Below are 14,622 nucleotides of genomic sequence, written 5' to 3' on the forward strand. Positions count from 1 at the left end.
ACTGCAACATCGAGACAATCCCTAGGCCGGGCTCACAGGGCCGGCCAAAGGTCGCTACGTCGACGAGCTACTGCCCCTGAAACCGTCCAAACCGCCCCTGCCAATACAGCAGGGGCGAATCCTGCTCTTGCTCGGCATGATGCACCTGCAGCACACGGCCCAGCACCAAGGCGTGGCTGTGACGCTCGATGACCTCCACAATCTGGCAAGCCAAAGCGGCAGGGGCCTGTCGAGCCAGCCAAATACCATGCTCGGTACACAGCCAATCGTGCCCAGCATAACGTGCATCACCTTGCTCGCCTTTGAAACCGGCAAACTGCAGAGCCAGGTCAGCCTGTTGGGCACCCAGCATATTTACACCAAACAAACCGCTGTCGCGCATCAAAGGCCAGGACGAGGAGCTTTGATTGACGCAAACCAGCACCTCTGCAGGATCCGCCGCTACCGAGGTCACCGAGGTCGCCGTCAGTCCACTGCGCTGACCTTGATGTTCAACCGTAATCACACTGGCTGTGCCGCCCAGATGGCGCATAGCACGTTTGAACTGATCGGCAGAAACTCCCGGCGCCTCAAGCGCTTGTTCTGTCGGTAAGAAAGCCAATTCCACAGGCATGATTCACCTTTTCTAATCGTAGGGGCAGCGCTGTCATCCGAACAGCGCCGCCTGCAGGGCGCACATGTACTGGCTATTCCCCCGGCAAGTCAGCCCCTGCCCGATAGCCAGCCGATCGCTCTTAGCGAATGCCGCGCTGCTGCAACAAAGGCAGCACAGTATCACGGAAATACGGGAATTCCTGAACATAGTCCACAAAGGACAAGGTTGTTCCCCGGAAACCGGCCGCGTGCAGTGCACACAAACCATCAGCCACTTGCTCGGGCGTACCCACCAGCGGGAAGCCGCCATGACCGGCTGCCATACGTTCGCGAATCTGTTCCAGCAGCTCATGCGGGAAGGAGTGCGCATGGGCAAACTGCAGGCGCATCAGATTGTCGACCGCGCCATTGTCGATGTTGCCCATGATGCGCTCCCACTCAGCCTTGGCTTCAGCTTCGGTGGGACGGCACACCACATGCGAAAAGGTCATCACATCGACCTTGCGACCTTGCGACTCGCCCAACGCCTTCAGTTCAGCCACTTCCTTGGCGGAACGGTCCAGCTCCATGGCCGGGGTGAACAGGAAATTGGCATTACGACTGGCGAACTCACGTCCCTGACCGGAACCGGCAGCATTAAAGATAGGCGGGTCAAACTCAGGGCGAGGATTGCCATACACTCCCTTGGCCTGGAAATACTTGCCGTCCCAATCGAAACGGCCATCGTGGTGCCAGATCTTCTTGATCAGGTCGAACCATTCCTGAGCATAGCCATACCGGGTTTCATGATCGTCCGGCAACGTGACTCCCAAGGCGTCGTATTCAGGCTTGTTCCAGCCCGCCACAATATTTAGACCAACCCGATTGCCACTCATCTGCGCCATGGTGGCGATCTGTTTGGCAATCACCACGGGGTGGTTGGCAACGGTATGCACAGTGGCAAACACGCTGATATTGCGAGTGTTAGCCAGCAAGGCCGTCGCCCAGGTCACGGTTTCCAGCACATAGCCATGAAAATCGGTTTCGCCGCCGTAACCGATCCAACGGGCAATGGGCAGCATGAAGTCGATGCCAGCCTCATCCAGCAGCTTGCCCAGCTTCAGATTGTTTTCCCAAGTAGCCTGCCAGCGATCCGGCAAGGTCGATACCGTCATGCCGCCGCCACAATTGGTGGCAAACGTACCCAGCAGAAACTTATCGTGTGTCAGCAATGTATTCTGTGCCATCGCCAGTCTCCTGAAAATCGTCGTTCTTTGCAGCCCGCCACCATGGCAAAGCTGATATAGCGCAGATTTTAGGGAGCGGCCGTCAGCCCTACTATCGAATCACTGCGGGTTTTATCAATTGCCTGCAATTATTTGAACCATAAAGCGATACACAGCACCCATATCAGTAAAAACCCTTATATAACAGCGTCTTGCTGTCAATACAGGCAGCGTTTTCCTGATCACGAAACCAGTAAGCGGGCCTTTACGCTGAACGTGGGATCAATGGGTGCGGGAATTTGAAAACAGTCTCGGCAAGCATGCGAAGGCAGGCGGGGCCTCAAACTTCCTGGTCTAAAGGGGAGCTGCTGCGCGGGCAGACTAAAAACAAATACGGGTGAGGCCGGAACCCCATGCCCGCGTCTGGAACATCCAGAGCCTTCTTCTCAGGGTGCAAGAAAGACCGTGGGAATAAAAAAACGGACTCCTGAGAGTCCGTTTTCAATACTACGAGAGAAACAAGCGATGCTTATTCAGCAGCGGCTTCTTCCTGAACTTCTGGACGATCCACCAGCTCCATGAATGCCATAGGAGCGTTGTCACCCTGACGGAAACCCATTTTCAGGATGCGGGTGTAGCCACCGTTACGCTCTTGGTAACGTGGGCCGAAAACTTCAAACAGCTTGGTCACTGCATCGCGGTCGCGCAGACGGGCGAAAGCCAGACGACGGTTTGCCAAGGTTGGGTTTTTAGCCAAAGTGATCAGGGGCTCAACCACGCGGCGCAGCTCTTTAGCTTTAGGCAGGGTGGTTTTGATGGCTTCGTGGGTCAGCAGGGACACGGACATGTTGCGGAACATGGCCAAACGGTGGCTGCTGGTACGATTCAGTTTACGTAGACCGTGACGGTGACGCATGATGATTTTCCTAAATAATGAATCTTAGTTGGCACGCCGCGTATGCGACATGCGTAAATCCGGTTCTTCTATCAGCTAAGCTGCGGACCAGATGGACAGCGCAAAACAATAGCACATTTTTAGCCGCCACCTACACTTTTTGCAGGTGTACCACACCAGAAAAAGTGTAAGCAGCGTCTAAGAAATGACTGTCTTGCTTACTACTTATGGACGCTCAAGACCCAGTGGCGGCCAGTTTTCGAGCTTCATGCCCAAAGTCAGACCACGTGCGGCCAACACTTCCTTGATTTCGTTCAAGGACTTGCGGCCCAGGTTTGGTGTCTTCAACAGTTCGTTTTCGGTACGCTGGATCAGATCGCCGATGTAGTAAATATTTTCGGCTTTCAGGCAGTTGGCGGAACGAACCGTCAGTTCCAGATCGTCGACAGGACGCAGCAACACGGGATCGATCTGTGGAGCGCCACGCACTGGAGCTTCGTAGGCATCGCCCACACCTTCCAGAGCAGCAAACACAGAGATCTGATCCATCAAGATACGAGCAGACTGGCGCACGGCTTCCTCGGGCGAGATCACGCCGTTGGTTTCGATGTCCAGAACCAGCTTGTCCAGGTCAGTACGCTGTTCCACACGGGCGTTTTCGACCGCGTAGCTCACACGACGCACGGGGCTGTAAGATGCGTCCAGCACGATACGACCGATCGTGTGGGTGCGATCATCGGCCAGGGCGCGCACGTTACCAGGAACGTAGCCACGGCCTTGCTCAACCTTGATTTGCATTTCCAGCTTGCCGTCGTCGGTCAAGGTGGCAATCACATGATTGGGGTTGATGATTTCAACGTCGTGCGGCAATTCAATGTCGCTGGCCAGAACTTGACCCGCGCCTTCTTTGCGCAGGATCAGCGTAACTTCTTCACGGCTGTGCAGCTTGAAGACCACGCCCTTCAGGTTCATCAAGATATCAACCACGTCCTCGCCCACGCCTGGCAGCGTGGAGTACTCGTGCACCACACCGGTAATCTGCACTTCAGTCGGTGCATAGCCGGTCATGGAGGACAGCAAGATACGACGCAGTGCGTTGCCCAGAGTGTGGCCGTAGCCGCGCTCGAAAGGCTCCATGATCACCTTGGCGTGATTTTTGCTGATCGGTTCAACTTCGATGGAACGGGGTTTCAAAAAACCTTGAGACATTCGATTTCCTTTTCAATACCCTCGGCTCGTTACACCGATAAGGCTGACGGAAACTGGCCTAAGCCAGCAGAAAGTATCGCAAAGCCCACTTGCCGAAAAACGGGAAGTGGGCCTGCTTTACTGCATTGTATAAGTGGTCTTCGCGTAAAAAATTAACGCGAGTACAACTCAACAACCAGCGATTCGTTAACGTCTTGAGCGACGTCAGCGCGGTCAGGAACTTGCTTGAACACGCCGGACAGCTTGGCAGCGTCCACTTCCACCCACTGAGGCAGGCCAATACCGGTCGCCAGTTCCAAGGATTCCTTGATACGGCTTTGGGATTTGGCTTTCTCACGCACGGCAACCACGTCACCGGCTTTGATCAGCATGGAAGCGATGTCAGCGGTGTGACCGTTGACTTCGATAGCACGGTGGTTAACCAGCTGGCGAGCTTCGGCACGTGTGGAGCCGAAACCCATGCGGTACACCACGTTGTCCAGACGCGATTCCAGCAATTGAATCAGCGTTTCACCGGTGTTGCCACGGCGGCGGTCAGCTTCAACGTAGTATTTGCGGAATTGCTTTTCCAGCACGCCGTACATGCGCTTGAGCTTTTGCTTCTCGCGCAGCTGCAGACCGAAGTCAGACGTACGGGCACCCGAGGTGCGGCCGTGCTGACCAGGACGCGATTCCAGTTTGCACTTGGAATCCAGCGAACGACGAGCGCTCTTCAAAAACAGATCGGTACCCTCGCGACGCGAGAGCTTGCATTTTGGTCCAATATAACGAGCCACTTCGCTTCCCCTTAGATGCGACGACGCTTGGGCGGACGGCAGCCGTTATGCGGAACCGGTGTGATGTCTGCAATGCTGGTGATCTTGATACCCAGAGCATTCAGAGCACGCACAGACGATTCACGGCCTGGACCGGGGCCCTTGATGCGAACTTCAAGATTTTTAATACCGTATTCCATGGCAGTACGGCCGGCTGTTTCAGCGGCAACCTGCGCGGCAAACGGCGTGGATTTACGCGAGCCTTTAAAGCCAGCGCCACCCGACGTAGCCCAGGACAATGCGTTGCCCTGACGGTCAGTAATGGTGATGATCGTGTTGTTAAAAGAAGCGTGGACGTGAGCAATCCCGTCCGACACGCTTTTTTTGACTTTCTTGCGTGCGCGTGAAGCGCTGCTAGAAGCTTTGGCCATCTTCTATTCCTCGATTATTTCTTCAGGGACGCGGCGGCGCGACGCGGACCTTTACGGGTGCGAGCGTTAGTGCGTGTACGTTGGCCGCGCACTGGCAGACCGCGACGATGACGCATGCCACGGTAAGTTCCCAAGTCAGCCAAACGCTTGATCGAGAGCTGAACTTCACGACGCAGGTCACCTTCAACGGTGAACAAGCCGATCTGTTCGCGAATGCGCTCGAGTTCCGCGTCGGTCAGATCTTTGACCTTCTTGGAGTATTCAATACCCGATGCTTCGCAAATCTTGCGAGCGCGGGTGCGACCGATGCCGAAAATCGCGGTAAGACCGATTTCGGCGTGTTGATGCGGCGGGATGTTAATGCCGGCAATACGGGCCATGGTTATTCCTTGTTAAATCGGTTGCGTTTCGGCAACTTAGCCTTGACGCTGCTTATGGCGTGGATCGGTGCAGATGACACGCACCACGCCATGACGTTTAATGATTTTGCAGTTGCGGCAGATCCGCTTTACTGATGCCATTACCTTCATGGTTTGACTCCTAGTTTCCTGTAACCGGCCGCTTATTTGGAGCGGAACACAATTCGTGCTCGGGATAGATCATAGGGCGTGAGCTCCACAGTGACCTTATCGCCCGGCAGAATCCGGATATAGTGCATACGCATTTTGCCTGAAATGTATCCGAGCACTACGTGACCATTTTCCAGCTTGACGCGAAAAGTTGCGTTGGGAAGGTTCTCAAGAACCTGTCCCTGCATTTGAATGACGTCGTCCTTTGCCATTTTCGTGAATTACCGCATCGGCAAGCTCGAGCCTTTGAAGTTAGCCTTCTTGAGCAGCGAGTCGTATTGTTGTGACATGACATAGGCCTGGGCCTGCGCCATGAAGTCCATGGTTACTACAACAATAATCAGCAAGGATGTGCCGCCAAAATAGAACGGTACATTCCAGCGCATTTGCAAGAACTCTGGTACCAGACACACCAAGGTAATGTAGATCGCACCGGCCAAGGTCAAACGCATCAAGATCTTATCGATATAACGCGCTGTTTGGTCACCGGGACGAATACCTGGTACGAAAGCTCCACTCTTTTTCAGGTTGTCTGCAGTTTCGCGGCTGTTAAACACCAGGGCCGTGTAGAAAAAGCAGAACAAGATGATCAGCGCGGAGAACAAAGTAATGTAAAGCGGCTGACGCGGCGACAAAGCAGCCTCGATTTCACGCAACCAACCCAAACCGGGCGTGCTGGAGAACCAATTAGCAATTGTCGCTGGCAACAGAATGATGGACGAAGCGAAGATCGGAGGGATCACGCCAGCCATGTTCAGTTTCAGCGGCAAATGCGAGCTTTGACCACCATAGATACGGTTGCCTACTTGCCGTTTGGCGTAGTTCACCGTGATACGACGCTGACCACGCTCGACAAAGACGACGAAGTACGTGACGGCGGCTACTAAAACGAGGATAAACAGTGCCGATAGAATCGACATGGAATCCGTACGCACCAGATCAAGCATACCGCCCAAAGCATTAGGCAGACCCGCTACGATACCGGCGAAGATCAGTATGGAAATACCATTGCCCAATCCACGTTCAGTAATCTGCTCACCGAGCCACATGACGAACATGGTGCCAGTGACCAGTGTTACCACTGTCGTGAAGCGAAACAGCATCCCTGGGTCGATAACCAGACCGGGCTGCGATTCTAGAGCGATGGAAATCCCAACTCCCTGGAACAAAGCCAAAAAGACCGTTCCGTAACGGGTGTATTGCGTGATCTTGCGACGACCCGACTCACCCTCTTTCTTGATTGCTTCCAGCGTGGGCACCACAGCGGTCATCAATTGCATGATGATGGACGCAGAGATGTAGGGCATGATTCCCAGTGCGAACACTGAGAATCGCTCTAAAGCACCACCGGAGAACATATTAAACAAACCCAGAATACCACTCTGGTTTTGAGTAAACAGTTCGGACAAGGCATCAGGATTGATGCCTGGTACCGGAATGTGCGTACCCAAGCGGTAGACAATCAGGGCGAGCAACAGGAAAACGAGACGACGTTTTAAATCGCCGTAGCGCGGACCCGACTTACTCTGTGCCTGAGCTTTTGCCACCGTGACCCCTTTTTATTCCAGCGAGCCGCCGGCTGCTTCGATCGCGGCGCGAGCGCCGGCCGTTGCATTAATGCCTTTCAGCGCAACTTTACGGGAAAGTTCACCGGACTTGATGACTTTAGCGTAACGCACCATTTGGCCAACCACGCCAGCCTGCTTCAGTGCCTGGACGTCGATAACTTCGGCATCCATTTTTTGCAGTTCGGACAGACGTACTTCTGCGTACAGGTGGTCGTCCAGGGTGGTGAAACCACGCTTGGGCAAACGACGTTGCAAAGGCATTTGACCGCCTTCGAAACCGACTTTATGAAAACCACCCGAGCGCGATTTCTGGCCTTTATGACCACGTCCGCCGGTTTTACCCAAGCCGGAACCGACACCGCGACCAACACGGCGTGCTGCGTGTTTGGCGCCAGCGGCGGGCTTGAGATTGTTCAATTGCAATTCAGACATCCCGATTCCTTTCAGGCTTCCGAGACCGTAACCAGATAATCCACCTTGCGGATCATCCCACGAACCTCAGGAGTATCAACCAATACACGGCTGGTGTTGACTCGGCGCAGACCCAGGCCGCGAACGGTGTCGCGGTGGCTTTGCTTTGTGCCGATGACCGAACGCACCAACGTAACTTTGATTTGTTTCTGTGCCATGACTTACCCCAGAATTTCTTCAACTGTCTTGCCGCGCTTGGCAGCAATGTCAGCAGGTGTCGAGCAAGCACGCAAACCGTTCAATGTAGCGCGAACCATGTTGTATGGGTTGCTGGAACCCAGGCTCTTGGCTACGACGTTGCGCACGCCCATCACTTCGAAGATAGCGCGCATTGGGCCACCGGCGATAACACCAGTACCTTCAGCTGCGGGAGAGATCAGAACGGTGGCTGCACCGTGCTTACCAACTACGGTGTGATGCAAGGTGCCGTTTTTCAGAGGCACTTTGATCAGGCCGCGACGGGCCTGTTCCATTGCCTTCTGAACAGCAACGGGTACTTCGCGGGCTTTGCCCTTACCCATGCCGATACGACCATCGCCGTCACCGACCACGGCCAGCGAAGCAAAGCTCATGGTGCGACCACCCTTAACCACTTTGCTGACGCGGTTGACCGCAATCATTTTTTCTTTCAGGCCATCATCGCGCTCTTGCTCTGGAGCCTGTCTGCCTTGTGCTTTAGCCATTTGATAATTCCTTTAGAATTTCAAGCCGGCTTCACGCGCGGCCTCGGCCAGCGCTTTCACGCGGCCATGGTAACGGAAGCCCGAGCGGTCGAAAGCAACCGTCTCGATGCCCGCAGCCTTCGCCTTTTCGGCGACGCGCTTGCCAACCAGGCTGGCTGCCGCTACGTTGCTGCCAACGGCCAATTCTTTGCGAACTTCGCTCTCGACAGTGGAAGCACTGACCAGAACGCGGTCGCCTTCGGGCGAGATGATGCTCGCGTAAATATGCGTATTCGTGCGATGCACCGACAGGCGGTGTACGCGCAGTTCGGCGATCTTGCGGCGAGTAGCCACTGCACGACGCATACGGGATTGTTTCTTGTCCATGATTCGTCCTTGCCTGCGGGCTTATTTCTTCTTGGTTTCCTTGAGGATGACGCGTTCGCCGACGTAACGTACACCCTTGCCTTTGTAAGGCTCTGGTGGACGATAGCCACGAATTTCAGCGGCAACCTGACCAACCACCTGCTTGTTCGAGCCCTTGATCACGATTTCGGTCGGAGTAGGACACTCGGCTTTGATGCCTTCAGGCAGGTCGTGCACGATGTCGTGCGAGAAACCCAGTTGCAACTTCAAGGCATTACCCTGGACGGAGGCACGGAAACCCACGCCAACCAGACTCAGCTTGCGTTCGAAACCGGCGCTCACACCAACAACCATGTTGTTGACCAGTTGGCGCACGGTGCCGGACATTGCGTTTGCGTGACGAGTTTCGTTCGCAGCGGCAAAAGACAGCTGACCGTCTTGAAGTTCGATGGTGACGTCGCCAGTCAGAGATTGAACCAAAGTGCCCAGAGGGCCTTTGACCGTGATCTGATCAGCGGCAATAGTCGTTTCTACGCCCTTGGGCAAGGAAACGGGATACTTAGCGATACGTGACATATGATGTTCTCCTTATGCCACGTAGCACAGCACTTCGCCACCGACGCCAGCTGCACGTGCTTTGCGATCGGTCATCACGCCGCGAGACGTGGACACGATGGCAACACCCAAGCCGTTCATGACTTGAGGGATGCTTGTGCTACTTTTGTAGATGCGCAGTCCAGGACGCGAAACGCGGTCGATGCGCTCGATGACTGGCTGGCCGGCATAGTATTTCAGGGTGACTTCCAGTTCTGGCTTGGCTTTTTCGCCAACGATACGGAAATCTTCGATGTAGCCTTCGTCTTTCAGCACAGCAGCAATAGCTGCTTTCAGCTTCGAGGAGGGCATGCTAACCGATGTCTTGTTGACCATTTGCGCGTTACGCACGCGGGTCAACATATCGGCGATTGGATCGCTCATGCTCATGTGTATTTCTCCTACCAGCTGGCCTTGGTCATACCGGGGATCTCGCCGCGCATTGCCATTTCGCGCACTTTATGGCGAGTCAAACCGAATTTCTTGAAAACACCACGGGGGCGACCGGTGATAACGCAACGGTTGCGTTGACGGGTCGGGTTCGCGTTGCGTGGCAATTGTTGCAACTGCAAACGAGCCTCGTAGCGCTCTTCGTCAGACTTGGACTGGTCGTCAATGATCGCTTTCAGTGCTGCACGCTTGGCGGCGAATTTCTCAGCCAGCTTGGCGCGCTTGATGTCGCGATTGATGAGGGAAAGTTTAGCCACGTTGCGCCCCTTAGTTGCGGAACGGGAAGCTGAACGCGCTAAGTAGCGCCTTGGCCTCTTCGTCCGTCTTGGCAGTTGTAGTGATGCTGATGTTCAGACCACGCACTGCGTCGATTTTGTCGTACTCGATTTCGGGGAAAATGATTTGCTCTTTAACCCCCATGTTGTAGTTGCCACGGCCGTCAAACGCACGACCCGACACACCACGGAAGTCACGTACGCGTGGCAGAGCCACAGCGACCAGACGATCCAGGAATTCGTACATGCGTTGACCGCGCAGGGTCACCATACAACCGATCGGGTAATCTTCGCGAATCTTAAAACCGGCAATAGCTTTGCGGGTTTTCGTGATAACGGGTTTTTGACCAGCAATTTTGGTCATGTCCGATACCGCGTTCTCGATAATCTTCTTGTCAGCAACCGCTTCCGAGACACCCATGTTCAGAGTGATCTTGGTGATGCGCGGTACTTCCATGATGCTCTTGTACTCGAACTGCTTTTGCAGGTCGGCAACCACTTTTTCGCGGTAGAAATCTTGTAAACGTGCCATGTTATCCGCCCCTTAAGCCTTGGCGCCAACGGCCTTGCCGCTGGAACGATAAACACGCGTTTTCTGACCGTCGATCACCTGGATACCAACGCGGTCGCCCTTGCCGGTTTCTGGGTTGAACAGTGCAACGTTCGAGATGTGGATAGGCATGGTCTTGTCGACGATACCACCCTGCGTGCCAGCCATAGGATTGGCTTTAACGTGTTTTTTGACTACGTTGATGCCTTCCACGATAACGTGGTCTGCATCGACGCGTTGCAGTACTGTGCCACGGCGTTTTTTATCACGGCCGGTCAGCACAATAACTTCGTCGCCTTTACGAATTTTTTGCATTTTTTCGCGCTCCTTACAGCACTTCGGGAGCCAAGGACACGATCTTCATGAACTTCTCGGTACGCAGTTCACGCGTAACGGGTCCGAAGATACGGGTGCCGATGGGTTCCAGCTTGGCATTGAGCAATACGGCAGCATTGCCACCGAAACGAATCAGCGAACCGTCTTTACGGCGCACGCCCTTAGCGGTACGAACCACTACAGCGTTGTAGATTTCGCCTTTTTTGACGCGTCCGCGCGGGGCCGCTTCTTTAACGGTAACTTTGATGATGTCACCAATTGCGGCATAACGGCGCTTCGAGCCGCCCAGCACCTTGATGCACATTACGGAACGCGCACCTGTGTTGTCGGCCACGTCCAGCGTGGTCTGCATTTGAATCATGATTTTTCCTGTTCCAACTTAATTGCAACGATCCAGCCAAAATGACTGGGTCACACAACCAGTTTTGGTCCCGTCAGATTCGGATCCAGCCAGTTCGATACCGTAAACCCGATCTCGATCTGGTCCGGCAAGCCGAACCCTAGGTTGAAATCTTGCGAGAGACAAAACGTTGTATTACCAACTTCAATCCGGATAGGCGACTAAAGCCTCTCCGGTCAAAATAAAGAGGTAAGCCACATATACTAGCAAATAAGCCCCAGAAAAACAAGGATTTATTTGCTAAGGCCTTGGCGGCACGGCGTTTTCGCGCAACAACTCGTCCAGTTGGGCGCTATTGCTGGCGCGTGTAACCCGACGCAAGCCAATACCCAGTTCCTGCAAGCTTTGCAGAAACGCCATCAGCAAATGACGTCCTCCGACCTCAGCCTGCAAGGTCTGCGCCCGTTCGTCATCCAGAACGATGTACTTGAGGGCCATCATGTGCAACCACAAAATGGATTCGGGCTGCTCCAGAACGCGACGCAAGCCAAACTGCACGCCCAAAGGACGCAATTTATCCACAAACGCGACCGTTTCCGCATCGTGTTCGCTGAGACAGTAGGCATCCAGTTCAATGATCAGACGCTGGGCCTTGTCACCAGTCTTGGACAGCACATCGGCCACCTGCTGCGCAAAGTCCGGCTTGACCACGGAGGCCCATGACACTCGCACGCTCAGACTGCCTTCATGCGTGGCCAGCCAGTCGCTGGCCAATTGCATGGTACGCAAATCACATTGCGCCGAAAGACCCAGGCGCACCGCCACGGGAATGAAGAGATAAGCGGGCAAACTGGCCTGCCCTGGCTGCTCGGGCAGCAAGTTCAGGGTGGCATCGTAAATCTGGCCTGCCTGACCCCAGACTTCGACACCCGGTTTCACGCTCAGCTCAATACGCCCCTGCTCCAGGCCGCGTTCAATGCGTGAATGCCACTCCTGCTCGCCGATTGAAGAACCCGCCTCGTGATGCCCCCCTTCCGAAGGTCGGTACTCCACCTCCTGGTGCCCCGCCCCTTCAGCGCGCATCAGCGCATTATCCAGGCGTGTCATCACAGCACTGAGCGAATCGTGAGCCTCATAGTTCGTCATCGCCATGGACCAGCGACACAGGCTGCCGTCCGGCAAGGGTTGGCGCAATTCCTGCAAGGCCGTGCGTAGCTCCTGGGCAAAACCCATCACCTGAGGGCCCGTCTGCCCCTTGAGCAGCACAATAAAGTCAGAGCCATTCAAGCGCGCCAGATCACCCACGTCCATACCATTTTCCCGCAACAGCTCAGCGCAACGCTGGGTCACCAATTTCAACCAGGCATCCACTGCATCGCGCGACAAGGAGGTATTCAATGGCAACAAATCTCGCTGTCGAAACAGCAAGACATGACCACCCTGCTCTTGCTGCAGCACTTGCCGGAACAGATTGACAAAGTACTTACGGTTAGCCAGACCAGTGACGGGGTCGCAATTGAGCTCCAGCTGCAACTGTTCGATCCGGGCATTTTGTTCCTGACTGCTGACCCGTATCCGCTTTTGCACGGTACTTAAAGTATGGGCGACCTCTTCCAACTCAGGAATGAGGCGTACTTTCTTGCGACCGGGCGCAGAGTCACTTTGATCCATCTGCTGCAATTCGAACTGCACATGGTCACGCAAGGCCCGACGCAACCAGGCCATGACCATCAATACAAACACGCCCCACGCAATCCCGGCGCCCAGCACCAGCAAGGTCACGCGCACAAAGCTTTTCCATAAACTGGCGCGGGCATACTCATCGGCAGGCTTGACCTCAACCGTACCAATCTGGTTCCAGCCATTACTGACATGCGCTAGCGCCACAGGCACCTCAATGGGCAAGGAGTTGGCAAACCATGCCGGTGAGGACGTGCTGACCTGCGTTTCCTGCTGCGTGCTGCGCTCAACCAATACGGCGTTGGCGGTATCAGAGAAGCGGATACGCTCAAACTGCCCGGTGTCGTACAAAGCAGCAATCAACAGCTCTTGGGTGACCGGGTCCTGGTTGCTGGGCTGCGACAAGGTCAAGGCCAGCGAAGTCGCCGCCGACTCTGCCTGGGCCTGCAACTGGCTGCTCAGGTATTGACGTGCCGAATCGACGCTAAACCACAGCGTGCCCACCAAAATAGCAAGAATCGCGCACGAGACACTTAGCAGTAGCTGTTTAAGTAAAGACATAGCGCTTCCGTATATTCCATAAATTCTTGTCTAGTCCGCCTTGAAAGGCCACCCTGGTCGTTGTTTCTGATCGGCGCCCCGACCCGCACAGCCTGGGGCTCATCATCATGGCACAAAGCCTTCCTTACGCATTTTGTCCAGCAAGCCACGCCAACGACTGATGCTGTCTACCGAGCCCTTTTGGGCATTACCGACATACACGCCTTGCGAGTTAAAACTGAACACAGGCGTTAAATCGGGACGCTGGCTGGCGGGACGGATCGAGCCGCTTAAGTTGTCCAGCAGCAAAGGCTCGGACTGCGGCGTAGGGTAATAGCCCAACACCATATGGGCAATGCTTTGGCCACCCACTTGCGCCCTGACATAAATCAATCGGAGTTTTTCATTGGGCACACCCAGATGCAACAAGGAAAAATATTTGCCAATCACAAAGTCTTCACAATCAGCGGCCCCTTTTCCCAGAGTCTCGACGGGGGTTGCCCAATAATCGAGTTGTCCCCAAATATGGATGTCCTCACCTGCCATTGCCGTCATGTTCCAGAAATCATTGACGGCATCGAGCTGGCGGCGCTCGCTTAAGCCCCGCGCAGACTCCAGATTAGCCATCCACCGGTCAATCGCTGTTCCGGCCCGGGCACCAAAGCGGGCGACCGCCGTCTGTCGAATCTTGCTGGCCTCGAACTGCAAGGCTGGCACTGACAAAGGCAGCCACACTCCAACCAGCAGTGTGACCAGCACAAGCAGCGCAACCCTAGATCGAAGAAAAAGGCGTAGCCAGGCAAAAGACAAGAACACGTCAGTCCCAAATAAGCAAACCCTTATAACGGCCTTACAGCTTGCCTATTTAGCGAGAGCCTGGCAATTGCCATAACACCTGAATACCGCATCGGCAGCGTATTTCGGACGCAAAATCAGTCTACCTGCCCCGTCATACTATCGAATCAGGAAGCAAGTCGGCAAACCGGTCGGACGACCACGCACAGACAGGCATACAAAAGGATCTGAAACGACCAGGGGCTTCATCCCGTCTGATTTTACTGGCTGATTCGCTCGATACTCCAGGATCATAGGCAGAAAAGTCAGACATCTGCTATTGGCGCTGACGACAAGC

The 14,622-nt window shown here is 54.7% G+C and carries 22 protein-coding genes; all 22 read right to left on the reverse strand.

Going from position 1 to position 14,622, the window contains the following annotated elements:
• Positions 1-67: 67 nt before the first annotated feature.
• The 22 genes from ACOZ42_RS16285 to ACOZ42_RS16390 all read right to left on the reverse strand — a co-directional run bounded on the left by ACOZ42_RS16285 (position 68) and on the right by ACOZ42_RS16390 (position 14,249).
• Positions 68-613, reverse strand: coding sequence for a flavin reductase family protein (locus ACOZ42_RS16285; protein WP_003805328.1), 546 nt, complete (start codon positions 611-613; stop codon positions 68-70).
• 121 nt (positions 614-734) lie between these two features.
• Entirely contained in the window at positions 735-1,820 is a 1,086-nt protein-coding gene (locus ACOZ42_RS16290; protein WP_003805331.1) for an LLM class flavin-dependent oxidoreductase, read from the reverse strand.
• Between the two features lie 508 nt (positions 1,821-2,328).
• Positions 2,329-2,715 carry a 50S ribosomal protein L17 gene (rplQ, locus tag ACOZ42_RS16295; protein ID WP_003805334.1) on the reverse strand — a complete coding sequence of 129 codons (387 nt, stop codon included), beginning with the start codon at positions 2,713-2,715 and terminating at the stop codon, positions 2,329-2,331.
• Between the two features lie 204 nt (positions 2,716-2,919).
• A complete protein-coding gene (locus tag ACOZ42_RS16300; protein WP_003805337.1) occupies positions 2,920-3,903 on the reverse strand; it encodes a DNA-directed RNA polymerase subunit alpha in 984 nt (327 codons plus the stop codon).
• Between the two features lie 152 nt (positions 3,904-4,055).
• The gene (gene rpsD / locus ACOZ42_RS16305; RefSeq protein WP_003805341.1) at positions 4,056-4,679 is read right to left on the reverse strand and encodes a 30S ribosomal protein S4; all 624 of its coding nucleotides are present in this window, start codon (positions 4,677-4,679) and stop codon (positions 4,056-4,058) included.
• A gap of 11 nt (positions 4,680-4,690) precedes the next feature.
• Positions 4,691-5,089: a 30S ribosomal protein S11 gene (rpsK, locus tag ACOZ42_RS16310; RefSeq protein WP_003805343.1), complete on the reverse strand. Its 399-nt coding sequence runs from the start codon at positions 5,087-5,089 to the stop codon at positions 4,691-4,693.
• A gap of 14 nt (positions 5,090-5,103) precedes the next feature.
• Positions 5,104-5,469, reverse strand: coding sequence for a 30S ribosomal protein S13 (gene rpsM, locus ACOZ42_RS16315; protein WP_003805346.1), 366 nt, complete (start codon positions 5,467-5,469; stop codon positions 5,104-5,106).
• Between the two features lie 36 nt (positions 5,470-5,505).
• Positions 5,506-5,619, reverse strand: coding sequence for a 50S ribosomal protein L36 (gene rpmJ, locus ACOZ42_RS16320; protein WP_003805360.1), 114 nt, complete (start codon positions 5,617-5,619; stop codon positions 5,506-5,508).
• Between the two features lie 32 nt (positions 5,620-5,651).
• Positions 5,652-5,870: a translation initiation factor IF-1 gene (gene infA / locus ACOZ42_RS16325; RefSeq protein WP_003805361.1), complete on the reverse strand. Its 219-nt coding sequence runs from the start codon at positions 5,868-5,870 to the stop codon at positions 5,652-5,654.
• A gap of 9 nt (positions 5,871-5,879) precedes the next feature.
• Positions 5,880-7,205, reverse strand: coding sequence for a preprotein translocase subunit SecY (gene secY, locus ACOZ42_RS16330; RefSeq protein WP_003805363.1), 1,326 nt, complete (start codon positions 7,203-7,205; stop codon positions 5,880-5,882).
• Between the two features lie 12 nt (positions 7,206-7,217).
• Positions 7,218-7,658, reverse strand: a complete 441-nt coding sequence (gene rplO, locus ACOZ42_RS16335; protein ID WP_022983333.1) for a 50S ribosomal protein L15 — start codon at positions 7,656-7,658, stop codon at positions 7,218-7,220.
• Between the two features lie 11 nt (positions 7,659-7,669).
• Positions 7,670-7,855 (reverse strand): 50S ribosomal protein L30, encoded by a 186-nt coding sequence (rpmD, locus tag ACOZ42_RS16340; RefSeq protein WP_003805366.1) that lies wholly within the window; start codon positions 7,853-7,855, stop codon positions 7,670-7,672.
• Between the two features lie 3 nt (positions 7,856-7,858).
• Entirely contained in the window at positions 7,859-8,380 is a 522-nt protein-coding gene (rpsE, locus tag ACOZ42_RS16345; protein WP_003805367.1) for a 30S ribosomal protein S5, read from the reverse strand.
• A 12-nt stretch (positions 8,381-8,392) separates the two neighbouring features.
• Positions 8,393-8,746 (reverse strand): 50S ribosomal protein L18, encoded by a 354-nt coding sequence (gene rplR / locus ACOZ42_RS16350; RefSeq protein WP_003805368.1) that lies wholly within the window; start codon positions 8,744-8,746, stop codon positions 8,393-8,395.
• A gap of 21 nt (positions 8,747-8,767) precedes the next feature.
• The gene (gene rplF / locus ACOZ42_RS16355) at positions 8,768-9,301 is read right to left on the reverse strand and encodes a 50S ribosomal protein L6 (RefSeq protein ID WP_003805369.1); all 534 of its coding nucleotides are present in this window, start codon (positions 9,299-9,301) and stop codon (positions 8,768-8,770) included.
• A 12-nt stretch (positions 9,302-9,313) separates the two neighbouring features.
• A complete protein-coding gene (rpsH, locus tag ACOZ42_RS16360) occupies positions 9,314-9,709 on the reverse strand; it encodes a 30S ribosomal protein S8 (RefSeq protein ID WP_003805370.1) in 396 nt (131 codons plus the stop codon).
• An 11-nt stretch (positions 9,710-9,720) separates the two neighbouring features.
• Positions 9,721-10,026, reverse strand: coding sequence for a 30S ribosomal protein S14 (gene rpsN, locus ACOZ42_RS16365; RefSeq protein WP_003805371.1), 306 nt, complete (start codon positions 10,024-10,026; stop codon positions 9,721-9,723).
• A 10-nt stretch (positions 10,027-10,036) separates the two neighbouring features.
• A complete protein-coding gene (gene rplE / locus ACOZ42_RS16370) occupies positions 10,037-10,576 on the reverse strand; it encodes a 50S ribosomal protein L5 (RefSeq protein ID WP_003805372.1) in 540 nt (179 codons plus the stop codon).
• Positions 10,577-10,588: 12 nt separating this feature from the next.
• The gene (gene rplX, locus ACOZ42_RS16375) at positions 10,589-10,909 is read right to left on the reverse strand and encodes a 50S ribosomal protein L24 (RefSeq protein WP_003805373.1); all 321 of its coding nucleotides are present in this window, start codon (positions 10,907-10,909) and stop codon (positions 10,589-10,591) included.
• Between the two features lie 13 nt (positions 10,910-10,922).
• Positions 10,923-11,291, reverse strand: a complete 369-nt coding sequence (gene rplN / locus ACOZ42_RS16380) for a 50S ribosomal protein L14 (protein ID WP_003805375.1) — start codon at positions 11,289-11,291, stop codon at positions 10,923-10,925.
• 279 nt (positions 11,292-11,570) lie between these two features.
• Positions 11,571-13,511, reverse strand: a complete 1,941-nt coding sequence (locus ACOZ42_RS16385) for a bifunctional diguanylate cyclase/phosphodiesterase (protein WP_426345378.1) — start codon at positions 13,509-13,511, stop codon at positions 11,571-11,573.
• A gap of 105 nt (positions 13,512-13,616) precedes the next feature.
• Entirely contained in the window at positions 13,617-14,249 is a 633-nt protein-coding gene (locus tag ACOZ42_RS16390; protein WP_219235345.1) for a transglutaminase-like cysteine peptidase, read from the reverse strand.
• Positions 14,250-14,622 lie beyond the last annotated feature (373 nt).

The sequence above is a fragment of the Alcaligenes sp. HNGD-HTN06 genome (assembly GCF_049932565.1).
GTDB classification, from domain to species: domain Bacteria; phylum Pseudomonadota; class Gammaproteobacteria; order Burkholderiales; family Burkholderiaceae_B; genus Alcaligenes; species Alcaligenes ammonioxydans.